This is a genomic window from Nocardia sp. NPDC004711, assembly GCF_053601595.1.
The window spans coordinates 16004-36371 of record NZ_JBSGCB010000060.1 but is presented as its reverse complement, the minus strand read 5'-3'; the positions used below and the strand labels follow the sequence as shown (position 1 = coordinate 36371).

24 protein-coding genes are annotated in these 20368 nt (G+C 68.1%); all 24 read right to left on the bottom strand.

What is annotated here, in order from left to right; all coding sequences use genetic code 11:
- The 24 genes from ACWEKS_RS40120 to ACWEKS_RS40005 all read right to left on the bottom strand — a co-directional run bounded on the left by ACWEKS_RS40120 (nt 1) and on the right by ACWEKS_RS40005 (nt 20210).
- A complete protein-coding gene (locus tag ACWEKS_RS40120) occupies nt 1-306 on the bottom strand; it encodes a hypothetical protein (protein WP_452344947.1) in 306 nt (101 codons plus the stop codon).
- A complete protein-coding gene (locus ACWEKS_RS40115) occupies nt 303-698 on the bottom strand; it encodes a hypothetical protein (protein WP_452344946.1) in 396 nt (131 codons plus the stop codon). The genes ACWEKS_RS40120 and ACWEKS_RS40115 overlap by 4 nt, the downstream gene beginning before the upstream one ends.
- Nucleotides 698-1516, bottom strand: coding sequence for a peptidoglycan recognition protein family protein (locus ACWEKS_RS40110; protein ID WP_452344945.1), 819 nt, complete (start codon nt 1514-1516; stop codon nt 698-700). Before ACWEKS_RS40110 ends, ACWEKS_RS40115 begins: the two co-directional genes overlap by 1 nt.
- Entirely contained in the window at nt 1513-2139 is a 627-nt protein-coding gene (locus ACWEKS_RS40105; protein ID WP_452344944.1) for a hypothetical protein, read from the bottom strand. Before ACWEKS_RS40105 ends, ACWEKS_RS40110 begins: the two co-directional genes overlap by 4 nt.
- Before the next feature lie 8 nt (nt 2140-2147).
- The gene (locus ACWEKS_RS40100; RefSeq protein WP_452344943.1) at nt 2148-3185 is read right to left on the bottom strand and encodes a hypothetical protein; all 1038 of its coding nucleotides are present in this window, start codon (nt 3183-3185) and stop codon (nt 2148-2150) included.
- A complete protein-coding gene (locus ACWEKS_RS40095; protein ID WP_452344942.1) occupies nt 3182-4258 on the bottom strand; it encodes a hypothetical protein in 1077 nt (358 codons plus the stop codon). The genes ACWEKS_RS40100 and ACWEKS_RS40095 overlap by 4 nt, the downstream gene beginning before the upstream one ends.
- Nucleotides 4259-5305 carry a hypothetical protein gene (locus ACWEKS_RS40090; protein WP_452344941.1) on the bottom strand — a complete coding sequence of 349 codons (1047 nt, stop codon included), beginning with the start codon at nt 5303-5305 and terminating at the stop codon, nt 4259-4261.
- A 31-nt stretch (nt 5306-5336) separates the two neighbouring features.
- Complete coding sequence (locus tag ACWEKS_RS40085) at nt 5337-6941, bottom strand: Gp37-like protein (RefSeq protein WP_452344940.1); 1605 nt, start codon at nt 6939-6941, stop codon at nt 5337-5339.
- Entirely contained in the window at nt 6941-7810 is an 870-nt protein-coding gene (locus ACWEKS_RS40080) for a phage tail protein (RefSeq protein ID WP_452344939.1), read from the bottom strand. The genes ACWEKS_RS40085 and ACWEKS_RS40080 overlap by 1 nt, the downstream gene beginning before the upstream one ends.
- Entirely contained in the window at nt 7807-11532 is a 3726-nt protein-coding gene (locus ACWEKS_RS40075) for a hypothetical protein (protein ID WP_452344938.1), read from the bottom strand. Before ACWEKS_RS40075 ends, ACWEKS_RS40080 begins: the two co-directional genes overlap by 4 nt.
- Before the next feature lie 15 nt (nt 11533-11547).
- On the bottom strand, nt 11548-11964 hold the full coding sequence (locus tag ACWEKS_RS40070; RefSeq protein ID WP_452344937.1) for a DUF5361 domain-containing protein: 417 nt from the start codon (nt 11962-11964) through the stop codon (nt 11548-11550).
- Nucleotides 11910-12209, bottom strand: coding sequence for a hypothetical protein (locus tag ACWEKS_RS40065; protein ID WP_452344936.1), 300 nt, complete (start codon nt 12207-12209; stop codon nt 11910-11912). Before ACWEKS_RS40065 ends, ACWEKS_RS40070 begins: the two co-directional genes overlap by 55 nt.
- A 109-nt stretch (nt 12210-12318) precedes the next feature.
- Nucleotides 12319-12906, bottom strand: coding sequence for a phage tail tube protein (locus tag ACWEKS_RS40060; RefSeq protein WP_452344935.1), 588 nt, complete (start codon nt 12904-12906; stop codon nt 12319-12321).
- A 43-nt stretch (nt 12907-12949) separates the two neighbouring features.
- Entirely contained in the window at nt 12950-13357 is a 408-nt protein-coding gene (locus tag ACWEKS_RS40055) for a hypothetical protein (protein WP_452344934.1), read from the bottom strand.
- Nucleotides 13354-13614: a hypothetical protein gene (locus tag ACWEKS_RS40050; protein WP_452344933.1), complete on the bottom strand. Its 261-nt coding sequence runs from the start codon at nt 13612-13614 to the stop codon at nt 13354-13356. The genes ACWEKS_RS40055 and ACWEKS_RS40050 overlap by 4 nt, the downstream gene beginning before the upstream one ends.
- On the bottom strand, nt 13614-13787 hold the full coding sequence (locus ACWEKS_RS40045) for a hypothetical protein (RefSeq protein WP_452344932.1): 174 nt from the start codon (nt 13785-13787) through the stop codon (nt 13614-13616). Before ACWEKS_RS40045 ends, ACWEKS_RS40050 begins: the two co-directional genes overlap by 1 nt.
- A gap of 163 nt (nt 13788-13950) precedes the next feature.
- The gene (locus ACWEKS_RS40040) at nt 13951-14430 is read right to left on the bottom strand and encodes a hypothetical protein (RefSeq protein ID WP_452344931.1); all 480 of its coding nucleotides are present in this window, start codon (nt 14428-14430) and stop codon (nt 13951-13953) included.
- A 2-nt stretch (nt 14431-14432) separates the two neighbouring features.
- Nucleotides 14433-14582 carry a DUF7302 family protein gene (locus ACWEKS_RS40035; RefSeq protein ID WP_452344930.1) on the bottom strand — a complete coding sequence of 50 codons (150 nt, stop codon included), beginning with the start codon at nt 14580-14582 and terminating at the stop codon, nt 14433-14435.
- Nucleotides 14583-14585: 3 nt separating this feature from the next.
- Nucleotides 14586-15509, bottom strand: a complete 924-nt coding sequence (locus ACWEKS_RS40030) for a phage major capsid family protein (protein WP_452344929.1) — start codon at nt 15507-15509, stop codon at nt 14586-14588.
- Nucleotides 15510-15524: 15 nt separating this feature from the next.
- On the bottom strand, nt 15525-16046 hold the full coding sequence (locus tag ACWEKS_RS40025) for a hypothetical protein (protein WP_452344928.1): 522 nt from the start codon (nt 16044-16046) through the stop codon (nt 15525-15527).
- A 129-nt stretch (nt 16047-16175) separates the two neighbouring features.
- Nucleotides 16176-16985 carry a VG15 protein gene (locus ACWEKS_RS40020; protein ID WP_452344927.1) on the bottom strand — a complete coding sequence of 270 codons (810 nt, stop codon included), beginning with the start codon at nt 16983-16985 and terminating at the stop codon, nt 16176-16178.
- Nucleotides 16982-18448, bottom strand: a complete 1467-nt coding sequence (locus ACWEKS_RS40015; RefSeq protein WP_452344926.1) for a phage portal protein — start codon at nt 18446-18448, stop codon at nt 16982-16984. Before ACWEKS_RS40015 ends, ACWEKS_RS40020 begins: the two co-directional genes overlap by 4 nt.
- Nucleotides 18449-18454: 6 nt before the next feature.
- Nucleotides 18455-19630: a terminase gene (locus ACWEKS_RS40010; protein WP_452344925.1), complete on the bottom strand. Its 1176-nt coding sequence runs from the start codon at nt 19628-19630 to the stop codon at nt 18455-18457.
- A gap of 247 nt (nt 19631-19877) precedes the next feature.
- Nucleotides 19878-20210 (bottom strand): hypothetical protein, encoded by a 333-nt coding sequence (locus ACWEKS_RS40005; protein WP_452344924.1) that lies wholly within the window; start codon nt 20208-20210, stop codon nt 19878-19880.
- Between the last annotated feature and the right edge of the window lie 158 nt (nt 20211-20368).

Genomic DNA, 20368 nt, shown 5'->3' with positions numbered 1-20368 from the left:
TCAGACCTCCTCTCGCAGTGTTTCGGGGATCTCGGGCGTGGACGGGGCGGTCGTGCCGAGGCGGTGGGCGAGGTTGAGCTCAGCGATGTGGGCGAGCAGCACGCGGATGAACTTGACCGCCTCACGGAACAGGCTCTTGGATCGCTCCAGCTCAGCCTCCAGGTGCACAACACGGTTGGTGAGATCGGCGATCTGCCGCCCCTGCACCTCGACCCGATGAGCGCGACGGCGGTCGAGGTAGGTGAAGATCGCGCCCAAGATGGCCACGGCACCGGTGCACGCCGCGGTGACCAGCTCTGGAGTCACTGGTCACCGCCTCGCCAGCTCATCTGCTTGCGCCGATTCAGTCGCTCGACGGCCGCGGCAATGCTCGCGGGGTCGCTGGTGATGTTGAAGGTCAACGCGGGGGCCCCGCCCGCGTCGGTAGGCCGGCCATCGTCTCGCGGCTCGGCCGCCAGCCACGGCACCCACATCGCGAGCGCCAGGTTGACCTGGGGCACGGACATGATTCGGGTGATCGCGGCCGAGATCGCCAGCGCGGTACCGATACCCGCCGCCGTGGTCGGCAGCCCGGACGAGGCGACGATCAGTGGCATCGCGGCGGCCAGGCCGACGATGAGCTGAAAGGTGGTGCGCGCCAGGGTCCGCCACGGGTAGCGGACCTGGCTCGCGTTCTCGGGGGCGCTGTGCTGTCCCATCACTTGCCGCCCTGCGCGGTGCGCTTGAGCTCGGCGACGTCGGCGCGCAGCTCGGCGATGGCCTCGACGAGGGTGTTGTCGCGCTTCGGGTCGACCTTGGACGCACCGAGGATCTTCCAGCCCTTCTCGTCGGGGCCCATGAGCTGGTCTTTGGTCAGGCTGGTGTTCTTGTCCATCCACCAGAACAGGTCGCGGAACTTCAGGGAGTTTCCGCGGAAGTTCTTGATGATCGCGTCCAACATGTCGGTGTCTCCTTCGTCAGTCAGGTTGTCGCCGTTCATGGCTCGGGCCACGTCGGCGCGGAAGATGTTCATGTCGATGGCCCCGGGATCCCACTTGCCCTGCGCGGCACCGGCCCATTCCTTGTGGCCGATGGCGTGGGAGGCGGGCTGGCCGAGGTAGTCGAGGATCGCGGCGACGCCTCGGACGTAGGCGTCGTACTGGGCGTCGGACCAGCTCGCGCGGTGCGGCAGGCCGGGGTGGCCGCCGCCGTCGTTGGCGGCCTCGATGCCGATGGTGTACTGGTTCGCCGCGTTGGTCGGCAGGCCGGGGTATGCGCCTTCGCCTGCGTGCCAGGCGATTCCGGCACCGCACACGGTGTAGACGCCCTCGGGCGACAGGTGCAGCTGCGAGGCCAGGCCGAGGGACGGGTGTTCGGCGATGCCGTGAGGACTCTCACCGAACGAGCCGGTGTGATGACAGACGACGCCCCAGATGTTGCCGAAGTCGCCGTGTCCGCGGTCGCGCCAGCCCGGGTACTCGTGGACTTCGAGGCCTGCGTCGCGCAGGACTTCGGGCAGCCATGTCGGATCGCTCATTGCTGTTGTGCCTCCTTGATTTTCGCGCGCAGGCGGGTGAAGACGCCCTCGTACGCTTCGCTTTTGCTGTCGGCGGTGAACTCGATGCCGCGCGGGTGGGCGGCGACCCATCGGCCGTCGCGGTCCTGGCGGATGGCGATATCGGCGACGTCCCAGAACGTTTCGGGGTCCGGTGCCGGCCAGTTCCCGTGTTCGTCGGGGGTGACGTGGAGACCGTCGTCATAGACAGCGGGCGGGCCGCCCGGGGTGGGCATCCATCGGATCTGCTCGTGCTCGGGGTGGATCCGGACGCCGCGGCGGACGAGGTACTCGGCGATGCGGACCGCGCCCTGGATCTGGGTGGTCGCGGGCCCGGCGAGCACGCGGCCGGTCGGGTTGCGCCACTCGGGCAGGTGGATGGTTTGCAGTTCTGCGGCCAGGGCGAGGACTTGGGGGTCCTGTTCGGGGATCTTGCCGAGGTCTGGGAGGCGGCCGCCGAGCGCCTGCTCGATGAACGCGCGCATGGCCGCGGTGACCTGAGGCTCGCCGCTGCCGGGTGGGGTGGTGGCGTCGGCGCGCTGCTGTTGGTCGCGGCCGGTCTTCGTGACGATCTGCTCGACGATCTCGGGTTCGTGGTCGCTCACGGGCTCACTCACAGGGGTTGGGCCATGATCAGCAGCTGAGCATTGGCGGTTTGGACGGAGTAATTGCTGTTGCCGAGTACGCGTTTGGCGACGACGTAGATGGCGGTGGTGGTGTTCGCGGCGACGGTGCCGAGGGTGTTTCCGGGGCCGATGGCGTAGTCCCAGCGCGGGTAGAACTGCACGAAGGAGTTGTTGGCCAGGCCGACCGAGACGCCGTAGCCGATGAGGGTGCCGTCGACCGCGCCGAGGCGGATCTCGATGTTCACGCGCCCGGAATCGGCTGGGTCGCAGTGGTTTTGGATGCCGATGTTCCCGGCGAGCACGATCGGCCGCCACGCGTAGGGCTGCGCCGGAATGTTCATCGTGGCCAGTGTTTTCGGGCTGGCGGACAGGTTGGATCCGCCGCCGGTGAACTGATTGCCGGCGATCGCCCACGGCCCGCCGAGCCGCGGCGCGGGGATCGGCTGCCATTCGCTGCTTGCGGTGTCCCAGGCGAGCACGGAGTCCGACCGTGCACTCGTCAGGTCGCCGACGTCTTCGGCGTCGCGGATCGGACCCGGGACGCCCGCGTCGCCGACGTCGCCGGTCACGCCCCGCGGAAAGGTGATGGCCAGTTGCTGATCGGGGGCGGTGCCGGTGATCGCCGCGGCTGCAGCGGATCCGGTCGCGCCCACGGTCGCCGATCCGGTCAGCGTGGTCGGGTCGGCCTGGTGGCCGGGGGCCTGGAACGATCCAGCGAAGCGGATGAACTCCATTCCGCTCCACAGGTAGAGGGCCTGCTCATCGACCACGCGCCACGCCTTGCGGGCGTCGGCGGTGCCCAGGCCGAGGGCCTTGAGCGCGGCGAAGTTGGCGATGTCGCCCTCCCACGTCCACGGCCACGACGGGTCACCTTCGGGGCCGTGGATTCCGGGGGCGCCCTCGCGGAGCTCGACGAGGACTTGCCGGTCGGCGACCTCGACGGGGTTGACGGTGTGCGGTAGCCCGATCGGGTCCTGCACCGACCGCATGGTGACGGTCACGTCGGAGTCGTAAACGGTACTCATGCAGGGACTCCTGTCACGGGCACGGCCCACACCGCGAGATGGGCGAACGCGCGGGCGTAGATGAGCGGCGGTGCGCCGGAACTGGCGGCGATGCGCACGATGATGGTGGCGTCCTGCCCGGCCGGGACCACACCAGCGGTGCTGGCGGGGGTTTGGGCTTGGGTGCGGATCTGCGGGACGAGGGTCAAATGGCGCAGGACGGCCCACCCGTGCCCGTCGCCGTAGGCCACGATGGTGTTGGACCCAGACAGCAACGCCTGCAACACGACTCGCTCAGCGGTCTTGTTGGTGGTGGTGCAGGCCATCGCACCGCCGGTCACCAAAGGGCGCCAGGCGACATCCTGAGCCGGGATCGGCAGGGACGCAATCTGATACGGCACCGTGGTGATGTTGGTGTTGTCGGGGACGAACCCGGGGCCGCCGTCGTATCGCTGAGCGTCATTGATCGTCCACGGGCCGCGCCAGTTCGGATTCGGGCTCGGCGTCCACTTGCCGCTGGCGGCGTTCCACAGCGGGACCATGCCGTCGGTGCGGGTCACGGTGGCGTCGAAGTCGCTGGCGGCGCTGATCGGTCCCGGCGGCCCGGCCGGACCCTTGCGGCCCTTGACGCCGCGCGGCACAACCAGATTCACCACCTGCGCGGGGGGCGTGCCGGTAATCGTGATCTGTAGATCGGATCCGGCCGGGCCCGTGGTGACAGTGCCGAGAGTGAGGGTGTTCGGTTGCCCGGTCGGGCCGTGCGCGCCGAACGCGTCGGGGAAGGTGTCGAAGCTGCTGCCGTTCCAGTAGGCGAGGGTGTTGGTCGACACCACACGCCACGCCTTCCCGGCCTGCACGGGCCCGAGGCCGGCGGCGAGCGCGGACAAGGCGGCCTGGTCGGTGATGTCGCCCTCCCAGCGGAACGGGTACGCCTGCGGGCCTTGCGGTCCCACGTCGCCGGTCGGGCCGGTGGGCAGCTCGAGGGAGCTGTCGGCGGGGGTGGCCTGCAGGGCCTGCACGACACCCGCGTTGCCGATGCCTTCGTCGACGCCGGTGATGCGGACATCGCGGAAGTATTCGCCGATGGTGGACACTCATGCTCCGATCGGGAGGGCCCACACGACCGCGCTGGCTTCGGTGCGGTCCCAGGCGATGTTGGTGGTGTTGCCGCCGACCTTTTCCACGGTCACGACCAGCGAGGCTTGCTCGCCTGCGGGGACGGTGGCGTAGGTGCTCGACGGGGCGAGCGGTTTGGGGCCGTCGTCGCCGAAGGTGGGAAACGCGGTCGCGTGGTACCAGTCGCGGCCGGCGCGGATGCTGCCCGCGCCGTAGGCGAGGGTGACACCGGTCGGGGAGTTGAGGCGGCCCACGAGTACCGGATAGGTGGCGGTGTCGGCGACGCATTGGATGTACCCGGCCAGCCACACCATCGGCCGCCAGGTGAACGGCAGCGCGGGCAGCGCGAACGAGGCCACGGTCAGGCTGGCGGCCGCGGTGTTGGTGTTGGCGGCGAAATCCTCCTGATACCAGGACCATTGACCGAACCCGTTCGGGGCCGGGGCGACCTTCCACTTCCGGGCCGCGGGCGCGTAGACGAACATCGACCGGTGGGTGGGGCCGAGGGTGTTGTCGAAATCGGTGGCGGCGCTGATGGCTCCGCTGCTGCCGGTCGGGCCGGGCGGGCCCTGCAGTCCAGCGGGCGCGGTCGCCTCCAGGGCCAGCGCGGCACCGCTGGCCTTGACGCGCAGGGCGGCCTCGGTCAGGTTCTCCGAGTGCACGGTCGTCGCGGCGGCGGTGGCCGCCGGTGCGGTCGGGCCTTGCGCGCCAACAGCGCCCGGCGAGTGCTCCCAGCCGGTACCCGTCCATGCGTCCATACCGCCTGTGTCGAGGCGATGCCACCACTTGCCGCGGTCGTCGGGACCGAGGCCGGTCGGGCGGGCGCCCGCGTTCGCGAGGGTGCCCATCTTGCGGAACGCGGTGCGGGGGCCGCCGCGCGGACCGGGCTGGCCGCGCTGGCCGGCGGGCAGCGCGAGCGCCGGTGCTTCCCCGGCGGGGGTGATGGTGGCGTCCAGGATGGGCAGCCCGTCGAGGTCGGGTGCCGAGGTCACCGACAGCCGAGCGGGAAAGGTCACGTCGGACACGCGTAATCCACCTCCTCACAGAGGGTTTCGGTCAGAAAATGATGAGGTCGAGGTCAGCGCCGACGTCGGTGGCGAGGGTCTTGACCATCTGCGCGATCGCGCTCATGCGCGACCACGCCTTGACGAGGGAGTCCTCTTCGTCGCTGCCGTCGCCGATGGTGAGCTCGAGCCGGGCCGCGGTGGTGCGGTTGTCGGTGAAAGTGATCTCGGTGACGTAGTCGGTGAAGATCTGGTCGGCCACCTGGAACCCGATCTGATCGCCGAGCTCGTAGTCCATGCCGAAGGTGTAGGGGCCGCCGTCGCCGACGCTGACCTTCTTGCTGGTATAGCCGCGGGTCTGGCGCAGGCCCTGGTGGCCGGCCATGAAGCCATCAATGGCGAAGGCCTTCTGCGAGTTGCTGACACACATCTCGCGGAACGCGAACGGGCCCGCGCGGCGGGCGCGGCCCTCGTCGCGGTAGGACATCCACGCCAGGAACACGTCCTTGAGCTGGCCCTGATAGAGACTGTCCAAACCGGGCACGCCGATCAGCAGGCCCAGCCATGAGAGCAGGTTCTTGACCGCCACCTCAATGCCGGCATTGACCCACCCGGGACTCTTGCCGCCGACGATCACTTCGACCGCGGTCGGCTTGTGGATGGCGACCTCGCTGGGTCCGAGCCCGGAGTACTCGCCTTCGAGGTACCAGACCCACGGCGGGCGCCGCGTGGTGCCGAGCGGCCCGGAATTGCTGTAGATCGCTTCGTATTCGGACTGGGCGTCGAACACTGGGTATCTGACCGGGGTCACACCGTCGTCGAGGAAGTCCTCGAAGAACATGATCAGACCATCGAGCAGCGTGCCGGTCGGGCCGACACTGTTGGACTTGTTGGCGGTGCCCAGCACGATGGTGTTGCGGTCGAGCGTGTAGTACTCCGGCGCTGGCTGTTCGTCCTCGCCGTGGATGTAGAACTCGGCGGTGAGCAGGCAACCGGCCGCGTCCATGGCTGGGACGAGCAGCTCGTCGGCCATGTCGAATCGCGCTGTCGCGCCGGACCATTTGCTCACGTCGTGCAGGACGTCGATCGGCTTGACGGTGATCGGCCACATCGCACCGGACGGGTCGAGGCTGCCGTACTGGCTTTGCAGCCGAATCAGATTCGGCACGGCGTAGGTCAGCGCCATCGTCTCGGCTGGGGCGACCACGAAGTGATGGCGTGGCCACTGTGCCAGGATCGGCGCGAACGGTGATGCCCAGCAGCAGATCGACGCCCAGTGCTGCCAGCAGTGGATCGCCTCGATATCGACGGTCTCCAGGCCGGTCTCATCGCGCACCACCGACGCCCGGGTGATGAACCCGTCCCAGCGAAATCCTGTGATGTTCACCGTGAATGGGATCGTCGCGTCCTCGCCGTCGGGGTTGGCGAACACGAAGTCGTAGTAGAGGAAGTCCTTGCGCGGGATCTGCATTTTCAGCCCGCCCGCGGCGTTGCGGGTGTGGGTGAACTGCAGCGAGGTGTAGTTGTGCTCCTCGCCGACCTCGTCCAGGTTCTTGTCCCAGTAGCGGACCAGTGTGGTTTGGTCGGCGCGGTGGGCCTGGTCCTGGCGCTCGGCGAGGTCGAGGCGGCGCGCGGCGGCCGCGGAATCCCACGCCATCAGTACGGCCTCGACGATCGCGGGGTGACGTCGACCCGGACTGCGGCCGAGGTGGTCGCGCCGTCAGTGCAGCGGACAACCAAGTCGGTCGCCGACCACGGCGGCAGGCTGGCGAACCACCTGCGGCCCGCCAGCTGCCCCCACACGTTGCGCCCGGACGGGCTGCCCGCCGAGTAGATGCGGGCGGTGCGGTGGCGCGGGTGCGTGTCGATGCGCAGCTCCTCCCCCGCGCCGATGATCGGGGTCTCGACGATCCGCAACGCGGTCTCGGTCGGGTCCTCGATCCCGTACCGGCCCGGGCCCGGCATGGTGTAGCGCGCCCACCCAGGCCGATCGGCAGCGTTGCGAGCGCGGACGGTGCCCTCGCCGAGAGCAAGGCTGTTGGTCCACACGTCCCATTCGCCGAGATGGTGCGGCAGCGGATCCATCGCGGTCGCCGACATCTGAAACTCCGCGCCCGCGTTGCGGACCGGGTCGTGATCGCCCACAGGGGTGGGCGCGCCGTCGAGCTGGTATCGCTGCAGCCGCCAGCCCTGGTGGCGGGTGAAGTAGCCGACCGTCACCGGGGTATCGGTGGACCAGCCACGGAACCACGCGTCATGGACCGCGTAGAACTCGCGAACAGTCGCCGCGCTCAGGAACACGACAAAGTCCCATTCCTTCTTCGAGCGCACCGACCGCTCGAACGTCGCGCCATCCTGGCGCGCGGCCTCACTTACGAGCAGGGAGACGGGCGCGAACATCCATCCGGTGTGCCGGGTGATGCGCGCGCCCTCTCGTCCGGCACCCGCGCCGTGCAGATGCCACACACGCCCGTTGTTGTCCCAGGCCACGATCTTGGTGCCGTCAGGCAGCATGAGAGGGTTCATCGGCTGTAACCTCCTTGTCGCTGCCGCGCCAGCGTCTTTCGCCGCTGCACGCGTTCGACGGCCGCGGCCGCGCTCATCGGGTCGACGCCGCTGATATTCCAGACGTCGCCGCTGCTCCCACCGCCGCCGGTCGCGCCCATGCCGACCACGGCCGCGCCGGTCTGGAGCATCTCCTTCCAGTTGTTCTGGAAGAAGTTCTGAACGTCGGAAACCGTTGAGTTCCACTGATTTCCGGCCTGTGTTTGCAGGTTGGTGAGCGCCTTCTCCGGGCTGTCCGCGAGGTACCAGGGTGCGTCGCCGTTGAACAGCTCACCGGTGAACGGCAGCCCGGCCAGCGGGTGCGTGCTGGAAACCTGTGTCGCGCTCGAGTTGTTGTTGGTGTTCGTGCCCGGCGACGAGGTGCCCGTCGATGGCGTCGAGCTCGGGGTAGCACTGCCAGCCGGACTGCCGCCCGTGCCCGTGGCACCGCTCGGGCTTCCGGTCGTGCCACCGCCGGTGTTGGTGCCGCCGTTGGTGTTCGGGCCCGCGGGGCCGCCGAGGTCGCCGCCGAGCAGCAGCTCCTTGGGCAGGTACATGTGATGGTCGAACATGCTGTGGCCGGCACCGACGTTGCCGCCGATCACCACGCCCTCGCTGCTGTTGCTTTCGACGTTCGTCTCGTCCGACAGAGTCAGCGCGGTGTGCCCATTCGCGCCGCCACCGTGATCGAACCAGCCGACCCGCAAGTCCCCGGGCCCGCCGCTGCCGACCTTGAACCCGCGCGCGGCCAGCCATTCGCCTTCGGTCACTGTCGACATGCGCGAAGAGAACGGATCCTCACCGCGCGCATCGTTCACAACCGCCGACACCAGGCCCGAGCAGTCGATCGCGGTCCGCGAGAATCCGCCCATCGCATACGTGGCCGGATCCATGGACTGCGCGAACGCCTTGCCCGCGACCAGGCCTCCGGTCTTGAAGCCCGGGAACAGCGTGGCCATGTCCTCGACGCTCGGCGTCCATCCGGCGTTGATCGCCTGCAGCAGCGACAGATTCCGCCCCGTGGCCACGGCGTTGACAACGAACTCGCCATCAGACACCGCGATCAGGTTGCTGTCGCTGGTGCCGGTACCACGCCCACGAAACAGGCCACCAGTGGCCATGTGCGCATCGGCCCACTGCACGAGGCTGTCGCCGAGCCCGGAGGTGCCCTTGCCGCCGATACCGGGCACCCAGTCGGGGATCTTCACACCCTGTAGCAGGACACCAATTGCCCGGACCGCCTTGGCGATTCCGCGCACGATCCCATCCCAGACGTTGCTCACAGTTGTGCCCAAGTTGGTGAAAAAGTCACCGATGCCCGACAGCGCGCCGCCGATGGTGTCCTTGGCCGTCTTGACCGTGTCGGCCGCGGACTGGAGTCCGGTCTGGAACTTGTCGGCCATTTTCTGCAGGGCGGGCAGAACCAGCGGTGTGATGACCTCGTTGATCAGCCATGTGAACGCGTCTGTGATCTTGGTGATCACAGGCGTGAGCTGGACCAGGATGTCGATCAGCGGCGGCAGCAGCTTCACGCCCATGTCGATCAGCTGCGGCAGCAGCGGCGCGACGGCCTCGACGAGTTTGCCGAAGCTGGACACCAGGTCCGGCAGGATCGGCGCGATCTGCTCGATCGCCGAGGCCAGCGCGTCGCCGAGCTTCTTGGCCACCTCAGCCAGGATCGGCTGCAGCTGCTCGAACACCGGCATCAGCAGATCCGCCAACTGTGTGATCACCGGGCCCAGCGCGTCGAAGATCGTTGTCAACGCGGGCGCGAGCGCTTGGATCAGCCCGGACACCACGTTGGCGACGACCGGAAGGATCGGCGCCAGCGCGGTGATCAGCGACGCGAACGACTGCGACAGCGGACCGATGGCCGGGGTGAGTGCCGTAATCGCCTGCGACAGAGCGGTTCCCACCACCTGAGCGATCTGCGACAGCGGCCCGATCATCGGGGTCAGCGCGGTCATCAAGCTCTGCAGCAGATCACCGATCACCGGTAAGACGGGCTCGAGCCCGACCAGCAGCGCGTTGATGAAAGCCGTCAGGTCCGGCATCAGCGCGGTCAGCGTGGTCGCGAAGGTCGCGCCGATCTGGCCGAGCGCCGGCGCGAGCGAGGCGAGGGACTGTCCCAGCGTGGCGAACAAGGGCCCCAGCGTGGGGCCGACGATGTTACCGATCTGGATCAGGCCACCGATCAGCGGTTGCAGACCCGCGCCGAGGCCGTCGAGGATGCCGGAGAAATTTCCGAGCAGCTGTGTCAGAGCGCCACTGTTGAACGCATCGGTGAAGGCCTGCCCGATCGACCCGAACAAGTTCCCGAACGACGCACCGATCTGCCCGGCGACAGGCTCGAAAGCCTGTCCCAGAGACAGGAATCCGGTCGTCGCCTGCTGCAGGCCCGGCCCCAGCCCGCCGATGAAGCTCGCAGTGCCGGCGAAAATCGACTCGACGCCTGCAAGGTTCTCCGGTGCCTTCCAGAACTCCGCGAAATCGTGGGTGAGCGCGTTCATCTGGGTAGCGACCGATGTCATGCCGCGCCCGAGCACCGGGAAGGCGACGTCGGCGAGCTCGCGGATCCCATCGGCCGCACCAGCGAACAGCGCGTTCTGCGTTGGGCCCTGCACGAGCGATTCCCACGCGGGCGCGAGCTCGCGCGCAGCGAGGACGAATGACTGTGCGTTCGGGGCGAGTTTCGCCAGCGCTGCCGCGGCAGCCTGCTGCGGGCCCGAGCTGGCGGTCATGGCATCGGTCACCCCGGCCTGGGCCTCGGACACGGCCTGGTGGGCGTCGGTGATCTTCTGCTCGGCGTCGACGACCTTCTGTTCGGCGTCGACCACCTTGTCGTTCGCGGTGGCGAGCTTGTCCTTGGCGGCGACGACCTTGTCCGAGCCCTCGACGCCCTTGGCCTGCGCTTCGGCCGCCTCGGCCTGAACCTGCTTGTTCTTCTCGATCGCCTTGGTCTCGGTCAGCTGCGCTCGCTCAAGGCGTAGCAGGGCTTTCCGCCGGTCCTCGGGAGTCTTGGCGTCGGCGACGTCCTTCTGTGCGTCCCTGACCGCCTGCGCGGCCTCCTTCTCGCTGAGCGCGGCGTCAGCGAGGGTGAGCACGTAGCCCTCGAGCTCCTGGCGGGCGTCCTTGCGGGCGGTGGTGAGATCCTGCTCGGCGCTGCTGGCGTCCTTCTTCGTCGACGTGAGGTCCTTCTCCGCCGAGGTGAGGTCCTTCTCCGCCGCCGCCACACCCTTGACCGCGGCCTCGACCTGTTTCTGTGCTGCCGCAACAGCTTTCGCCTGCGCCGCGCCGTCACTGCCCGCGGACGCGTCAGCAGCCGAGAGAGCCTTGAACGCATCAGCCACACCGGTGAGCCCGACCTTGACCGTGGCGGCGGCAGCCAGCGCGGCCGGGCCGAGCGCGACCAGGCCGACCGCCAGCGTGCCCACTGCGCCGGCCGCGACACCAGCCGCTCCCGAGACCGCCGACAGTTTCGCGGCGACGCCGGACAGCTGCCCGGCCGAGCTACCGACCCCCGCCAGCACAGTCTTGAGCTTGTCGACCTTGCTGGTCTCGACATCGGCCCTGATCTCGAGGTGGTTGCGGTCCGCCAGCCCCTGAGCCTCGGCCAGGGCCTGGCGGACCTCACGCGCGATGCGGCTCGTCTCGGGCAGAATGCTCACATACGCCGTAGCCAGCTCGATTGCGTCGCCGGACATTTCGCCGCTCACCTCCTACCAGCCGAGGAACGCGTCCATGTCCTCGGGACTCATCGGCGTGCCGATTCGGTCACCGTCGTTGTCGACACCGGGGCGCGGGATCTGCCGCGGCCGGTTACGTGGTGGTTGTTTGCGCGCGTCCTCGGTCTTTGCCCAGACCAGCCAGTGCAGGCTGTCGGCGACGTCGGCCAGCAGATGCTCATTCAGCCCCCACAGGGCGCTGTCAGGATCGATCGCGCGCCCGATCGCGGATTGCGCTGGCGCCCACGCGATGACAGCTTTGAGGTCGCGCCAGCTCAGTACGTCGGTGCCGAGCTGGCGCAGCCGCAGGCCTCGGTCGATGAGGTCGGATTCGATAGCCTCGCTGTACGCGTCGATCAGCGACGCGAGGCCGACGATTCCCCCAGATCGATACCGGAGTGCTTGCGCCACTTGTCGCACATGTCCTCGAACACTTCCGATTCCATGTCGTCGACCAGAGCGAGCGCGTCCTCGTCGAGGGTCATCTCCATCATCGTGAACATGGCGTCGACCTCGCCGAGGCGGCGGACCTTGCGGACGATGCCAGGCTTGAGGTTCGCCAGCGACGGGAGACGGACCTCTTGGTCGCCGACGGTGTAGACGAAGTCGTCGCGGACCTTCTCGACGGTCTTGGTGGTGTTCTTGCGGGAAGCCATTGCGCAGGCCCTTTCGTTGCCGCGCAGACCCTTTCGACGCCCCAGGGTGGGGCCCAGCGGCGGCGGGCGGGTCTGCGCGGAATAGCCCGCCGCCGCTGGGGTCTGGGGGTTACGGCCCGGTGGTCACGCCGTCGTCGAGGTAGCGGTACGCCTTGACGCTGCTGGAATCCTTGAATGCCTCGATCGTGATGTCGAACTTGGCGAGGTCCTTGGAGGTCATCTTGCCCTCCTTGACTTCACTGATCTTGGCGTTGGGCAACACGATTCGCAGCTTCTTGCCCTCATGGGCCATGTCGAAAATCCAGGACCGGCGCGGCAGCACCGAACCCGTTTCCTTCACGGTGATGAGCGTTCCGGCCGACGCGGTCGGAGCGGTCACCGTGATGTTGTCCGGGCCGAACACCTCCCCGAGGACGTCCGGATCCCAGACCGAGTACAGGGTCAGGCCGAACCGGACCGAGTGCTCGCTCTGCAGCTGGGCGATGGTGTCGCCGAACCAGTCCTTGATGGACTCGGACTTGCGGTCGCCCTGCGGATCGACGCCGTCCTCGGACACGTATCCGAGCTTGATGAACGCCGCGCCGGGCGCGGTCGAGCCGTTCACGGGCAGGGTGGTGCCGATCGGGGCGACGAGGATTCCGCCGGTGACGGAATTCGGTGCGCCAGCGCCGATCCACTTGCTATCTGCCACAGCCATGGCAGTTCTCCCTTCATGTGGTGTCCCCGTGGGGATGTGAGATCTAGAGAGGGCGACCGGTGACGTGCAGCTCGGCGGTCACCAGATACCGGGGTGTGCCGGTGTTGGGGTCCTGGGACTTCGCGATGCCCATGTCGACGACCCGGTCGCACCACACGCCCGCGGTGAGGTAGCCGGGCGCGGCTGCGCTGAGCAGGGCCCGCACCTTGCCCGCGAGCTCGGCCGCGAGGGGTTCGGTGGCGGCGTGGCATTCGAGGATCACGCGGGGCCGGTCGGTGATGGCGTCGCGTTGCGCTCCGCCGCCGTGGCGCACCACAACCGTTGCGGCCGGGCGCGGGTCGGGCATTTTCGTGGCGACCTTGGCCGTGATCCCGTAGCCCGGGAGCGTGGCCTTGCCCCAGGCCGTGACGACCGCCTCGATATCGGGGAACACGATGGGCGGCAGTGTCATCGGCCCGCGTCCAGCGATTTGAGCAGCGTGTGATTGTCGGCGTTGTCGCGGATCGCCTGCCAGCTGGTCGTGATGACCGCGGCACGGTCACGGCTGTGGCCGCGGCTGGCCTCGGCGGTGTAGCCGTCCTCGCCTGATCGCTCGCGGGCTTCCTTGGCGATCGCATCGGCGCGGTCCTTCAGGTCCGCGCTGATACCGGGTGCTCGCCGGATCTGCTCGAACGCGTCGAAATTGAACTCCACGCGCACTCTGGCCATCAGCCCACCACTCTCTGCAGATTGACTGGCCGGACACCGGGCGACCACCACGGGCCGTGGTCGTAGTCCTCGGCGATACCGATCGCCTCCCAGAGGCGGCCCTCGATCGTGAACCTGTCCCGATGCGAGACACCCTCGGCGTCAGCGGAATCGAGCACGAGCACTCGGTCCACGATCAGCCGATCGTGTCCTGCGAGAATCGGCTCGGATGAGTCTGGCGTCCACCAAAAGCATTGCACCGGAACCGGATCGGCCCACGTGTCGATCGGGTTGCCATGCGAGTCCTCGGCGCCAGGCACATAGACCTGGTGCCCGGCGGTGTAGGGCAGCGGGAAACTACGCATAGCCGCCGCGTTCCCACAGCGGTAGCCCTTGGGTGAGGACCGCGCCGCACGAGCAGTACTGGGCACCGAAGTTCAGGGCGCAGATGTCTGCGTGTACCACGGCAGCCGTACCCGGGGTGGTGTCGATCGAGTACGCCTTGCCCTCGCCTTCGGGCTTGCACAGCGATTGCAGGTTGTTGACCTCGCTCGGCCAGAACAGCGACCGCCGGGGCTGGCTGGTGTCGATGGTCTGGCCGAACGGGCCTGCGGTTTTCGTGGTCACCGCACCGGATCCAGCCTCGGCCCACCGCAGGATCGCGGCGCGCAGGATCGCCTTCACCGCCGCCTTCTTCACGTCCGGGAAGTCCGCGGCCGTGATGCACGGTGCGGCGAGCGCGGCCATGGCCTCGGCATCGTCGATCATCGCCTCGGCCTGCGCCGTAGCGATGGTCGCAAACGGCGCGAGATCGCCAGTCCCGATGAAGGTGCCCACCGCTACTGCCCAGCCGCGCGGCGGGTACGCCGGCGCTTCGGCGCAGCGGTCGGGCGCTCGTCGGCGAGGACGTAGCCGGCAGCCAGTAGCCGCTCGGCCTTTTCCTCATCGACGAGCACCGACACGCCGGCCCGATTGATCAGGCGCACCATGGCTTAGGTCTCGTCCACAGCGTTCTTGATCACGGCGAAGGCGTTGAGGTCCATGAATGCCCAGCCGTAGACGACCTCACCGCGCAGCGCGATCTGGTTCTTGCGCTTCAGGTCGCCCTGGCCGTCGGGGTCACCGTAGGTGATCTTCTCGATGCCGACGTTGCGCTGCACGCCCCACCGGATCGTCTTGAAATCACCGACGATCGCCTTGATGTTGGTGGCTGTGGACGCCTCGGGGACACCGGACACCGTCGAGCTGGTCGACGCGCTCAGGCCACCGAAGTTGGTGATGTTCGCGCCGAACCCGACGTCGGGGAACTTCTTGCGGCCGTCGGCGTAGCGCTCGGTCGCGATCTCCCACGCGTAGGTCGGGTCGAACGCGATGCCGTTGGGGGTGAACCCGTCGGCGATCACCAGGCCGGCTGCGGCTTCGATCTCCAGTTCCGGGCCCTTGCGCAGGTTCGCGCCGGTGCCGTCGAGGATCTCGACCGCGTTGGTGGTGTCGGTCAGGTTCTCGGTCAGGCCGGAGATCGGCAGACCGGTCAGCGGGTTGATCGCGTGGTACACGCCGAGGTCCAGTGCGCGCGACAGCGATTCGCTCATCGCGTCGGCGCAGGTCTGCAGGACACCGAGCTGGTAGTCCTCGTCGGCCCACTGGACTTCCTGGTTGAACCGCAGCGTTACCTGAACCTTCTTCGGGGTGACGGTCTTGGTGCCGAACCCGACGGTCGAGGACGCCTTGTCCGCGCCCTCGCCGACGTACTCCGCGCGGGGCAGGGTGTTGAAGGTCATGACGGTGACGTCGCCATACTGCATCGGCTCGGCGCCGGACAGCTGGGCGACAGTCGAGCCGGTGGAAGCCTTCTTCCACATGCCCTTCGCGATGTTCTTCGGAAGGGTGATATTGCTGGTGCCGAGTACGGCCATGGCCGCGCTCCTCTCCTATCGGGGACCGAACAGGGCGCGGACGGTTTCGCGTTCGTCGTCGCTGCCCGGCTGGATGGTTTGACGCCCCTCGCGGGGCACGTGGTTCTTCTTGGGCCGCTTGTCTGCCTGCTCGGTCAGCCGCTTGATCTGCTTGAGCAGCAGTTCCGGCGTTTCGCCGGTGAGGAACAGCTCGGCGTCTTCCTCGGCGATGCCATGGAGCTCGACCAGGTGTTCGCGCAGGGAATCGGCGACCTTGGCGGGGATGGAATCGACCTCGCGCTGAGCCTCGGCCAGCTTGTCGGCCGTGCGCTCCGTCTCGGTCTTCTGCGCGTCCTTGATTTCCGCCAATTCCTTTGCGGCTCCGGCGTTGTCCTTGGCGCGCTTCTCCCATGTCCGCGCGAATTCCTTGGACTTGGACAGCGCGGCGCGCAGGTCGTCGACCGTTTCGGTCGGCTTCTGGTCCGGCTTCGCACCTTCGGGCTGTTTGCCATCGGGGTCGCCCGAGGGGTGGCCGCTGTCCTCCGAGCCGCCCAGCACGGGCCAGATCGGGCCGCGGCGTCCCCACCCGAGGGCACGCACGCCCGTGGTCGGATGCAGTGGAAGTGTGGTGTTGCGCATGGTGTTTCCCCGTTTCGGGTTGGTCCCCACCGTTGCGGCGGGGGTACGTCAGTGACTGCCGAGGTTCTCGCGCATGTGCGCGAGCACGGCCTTGGTGTCGATCGCCCCGTACCGACCCTTTTTCTTGGTCTCACGGCTGGCGAGGATGTATGCCTCGTCCCATTTCTGGACGTAGTCGGGCGGCTCGTACTTCTGACCGGGCCTCTCCTCGATGGCGATGCAGTGACAGAAGTCGTGGTATTTGTCGCCGAGTGCCTGTGTGCCGCGCGTCTTCATTCCGCCGGCCGCGGTATGCCCGTTGACCCGGGTCCGCCCGGCGGCGCGTGCCCGGCGGTCGGCGAGCGACATTTCCTTGCCGCGCCCGACCACCTTCAGCGCGGCCTCTTCGCTGGTGTAGACCGCGCCACGGGAGGCCATGAGGGCGCAGAACGCGCAGGCATTCGCCGACGCGTGCCGCGCCCATCGGCCGCCCTCTTCATCGGTGTTGGTGAAGATCGTCTGGCGGGCCGCGTCCCACGTCGAGCGCTGCAGGGTGCCTTGCAGGCGGTCGAGCCCGATCATGCCGCTGCCGCCGAGGGCCCACTGTGCGGACTTGGTCAGCGCCTCAGCGGCCGGCAGCGGCCCCGGCACAGGGACGAACAGTGTCGTGGACAGTGATTCGGCATACCAGGCCGCGGCGACCTCGGCCGCCAGCGCGGCATACTCGGTCGCCAGATCAGGGAATGCCTCGATCATGTACGCGGCGAATTCCTTGGACGCGAGAGCATCCGCCTTCGCCCACAACGCATTCAGATCCGCGGACGCCTCACGCGTGAGCGCGGACATGATCAACTGCCGCTCTGCGGGGGAAACGGTCACTGCTGCACCGCGGGCGTCTGGTCGGCCGCGGGCGTCTGGTCGGCCGCGGTCTGTGCGGTCCCGGCGTCGGGCGTGAGCCGGGCGGCCAGCCGGGAAGTCACCGCCAGGGCTGCGCTGGCGCGGCGTTTCTCGGCCAGGGCGCGGCGGATCTGCTGGGCGTCGAGGCCGAGCAGCTCCAGACCGACCTCGGTCTCGGCGAGCCACGGCGCAGCGGCGATCTGTTTCCCGCCCGCGTCGGCCTGCGCCGCGCGGGACAGGTAGATCGGCGACCGCCACTTCGGCTGGATCGTCGACCAGGCTTCCGGAATCTTCTTCTCGCCGTTCGCGATCGCCAGCGCGCGCATCATGGTGCGGGCCAACGCGGGCGACCAGCCGTCGGTGGTGTTCTCGGCCTCGGAGATCAGGTCCTCGCGCGAGGCGATATAAGAGTCCGCGGACGTCGGGTTGCTCATGTCCGAGACGCCCAGGGACGTCAGCGGAATCGACGTCTCGCCCGAGAATGACATCGCCTGCTGTTTGAACATCGTGAGATGCGGCTCGGGAGACGCGGCCGAGATCTGCTCGATGGCCGCACGCGGGTTTTCCGCGTCGTCAGCGTCGGGCAACCCCTTGTACCGGCCCATGCGAATCTGCCACGCAGACATGGGCTCACCATTGGAATCCCGGAACGCGCTCCCGTCCGCGCCGAGAATGATCAGCTCGGGGAAACTGAAAATGTCGACATGGCCTTCGAGCCGGATGGACGTGCGGATCGCGCTGCGATGCAACGACATCACTGCCCGCGAGATCCGGGAGGATCCGAACGGCCGGTTAGTACGGTAGTGGTAGACCATCGGTTCAGCCGGCATACCCCACGGATGGCTGGTGCGGGCCGAGCTCCACGTACCGTCCGCGTTGCGTTCACCGGTGATCGTGGATCCGTACAGGTACAGGGCCAGGGCTGTCGGGTCGCCGTTCTCAGGATCGCGGTCAGTAATGGACAGCAGACTGTCCAGCCGCCGGGCCCGGGCATTCCACTCGCCCGTCGCGTCGAGTGCGGTCTTCGTGTGGATCAGCGACTTGGGTTCACCGATCTCGGTGTCGCCCACGGTGTTGATCAGGAACGCCGCGCAGTGAATCAGCGATGAGGTACCCGCGGCTGAGATCTCGGTATCGAGCCTGTTCCCGGTCCAGACCTGCTGCCACCCCAACGCGTCGAGATTGCCATCAGGCCAGACGAACGAGTCGAGGTTGCAGCGGTTGGCCAGCGTGTCGACAGCCTTGGCCGACCAGCCCAGCACGATGTCGAGGCTGTAGTACTCCGGCGGGACCACACCGCTCACCCGGTCGATCGCGTACTTGCCGTCGTAGAACATCTGCCGCAACAGATTCCGGTGCGTCTTCGCGTCCAGCTGCGCCAGCAGGCGATTCAGCAGCGCGTTCTCGTCATCGTCCAGATCGTCGAGGACGATTTGCTTTTCCAACTCAGTTCACCGTCCTGTTCTGGTCGATCGGCCACCGCGACCGCTGCTCACGGTCGTCGGCTTCATGAGAGAGGCACCGAAAAGCGCCAGGGTGGCCGACACAATCGGCGCGATGTTCACCGTTTCGTCGCGGCGATCCCAGCCCCAACCGCCGGCCGTTCCGATCGGCCGCTTCCGGCCGCCCTCCATGGCATCGGCCAGGGCGGTCTGTCCTGCGTGGGTGAGCCGGTTGGTGCGGACCTTGCCGACCAGCTGGCCGCAGGCCTTGATCATGTCCATTGCGCTGGACCCGATTACGCGCCGGCGCTTCGCACGCAGGCGGGGCGCCAGCGACGACGCGGGCGACGCGGTGTCGATCACGATGGGCGTGCGGGGCGTGGTGCGCGCGATCAGCCACGCGATCGCCGCGTCTTCGTCGATACCCGCCCACACCTCTTCGATGTGCGCGTGCTCGCCGTTCATCCAGCACGCCGAGATCGAGATCTCGCGCGCGTGGGACATGTCCACGGCCAACGCATTCGGCCGCGTCCCGTCCTCAGGCCCGGCGGTCGCGAGTGCCCGCCACGCGGTCTTGGACACGACCGGAAGGTTCTGGTTGATCTCGTCCCAGATGCCCAGCGCTTCGCGCAGCCATGAGTCGAGGTTCTTGAGCATCTTGCGCAGCCGCAGCATCGCCCGTTCCGAAGTCCGGTGCGGGAACGACGGATTGGCCTTGCGCCACTGCTCTCGGTCCATCGGATCGCAGCCACGATCGGCTGACAGCTCGATGTAAAGGGTGCCGTCGGACTCGCCGTCCAGCGCTTCCTGACGCAGCAGCGTGAACTGTTCGCCAGGGTCCTTCGGCCGCGGCGGGGTGCCCATCATGAACGTCAGCGGATTGCGCGCCACGTTCTGCGCGGCCGCCATGTCCTCGAGCGTGGCCTCGGTGAGGATCTGCGCCTCGTCGAACACGAGAATGTCGACGTCGGTGAACCCTCGGCCGAAGCCGGATTCTCTGGCGCCGAACAGGATCCGCGACCGGTTGTTGAAGACGATCTTCTCGTCGCCCTTGCCGCGGTGCACCTGGCGGACGTGCGCGGCGACCTTCGGCCGCTGGGCCATGGCGTCGAACGTCTCGAAAGTCTCACCAGCGGTGGTCTTGCGGTGCGCCGTCCAGATCACCGTCAGCCGCGGGAACAGCATGCACAGCGCGAAGATGATGCACGCGATCAAGTACGTCTTACCGACCTGGCGCGGGATCGAGATGACGATCGTGTCCGAGGCATACAGCCCATCGGCGCGCTTGGCCAGGATCAGCCGGCCCGCACCGTCCTGCCACTGATCGAAGCCCCAACCGAGCCGCCTGCAGGTGTCACGCACACTCGGCCAGCCCGTCGACCGGATCCCCTCCGGCGCGATGACATGCCGCGCGACCTGCGACAGCGGCCGGTCAGTACCCGGTGCCGTCCCAGACTTCGTCATCAGTACGCGCGATCACCGAACGGTCCTCGTCCTCGGCGATCTCGATGGCCTCGATCTCCCGGCCGATCTCCAGCTGGCGGCGGGACAGCGCGGCGAGGTCGCGGGCCGGGGTGCCCGGATCGTCGAGGGCGTGGGCGAGGCGGCGGCGCATGGCCTTCAGCTCGTCCAGGCGGTCGCCGGACTCGGCCGCTTCGGCGATGGTCTGCGGCGACTTCGGGGCCTCGGGCTCAGCAGCGGCGGCGGGCTGCTCGTCCGGCTTGACCGCGCGCAGCTTGCGCGAGGGGACCTGCTTGATGGCCATCGCGAGCACCTCCTCCCCTGTGTCCGGGCCTGGTGGAAAAACGGAATGGGGGGGACCCGCCTATGCCGGGAGGGGCGGCGCGCTACCGGCCGGGGGTACCTCCCCCACCCCGGCCGGTTTGCGCCCGTTTTCAGCGTGTTTGACCAGGTCGGAACGGC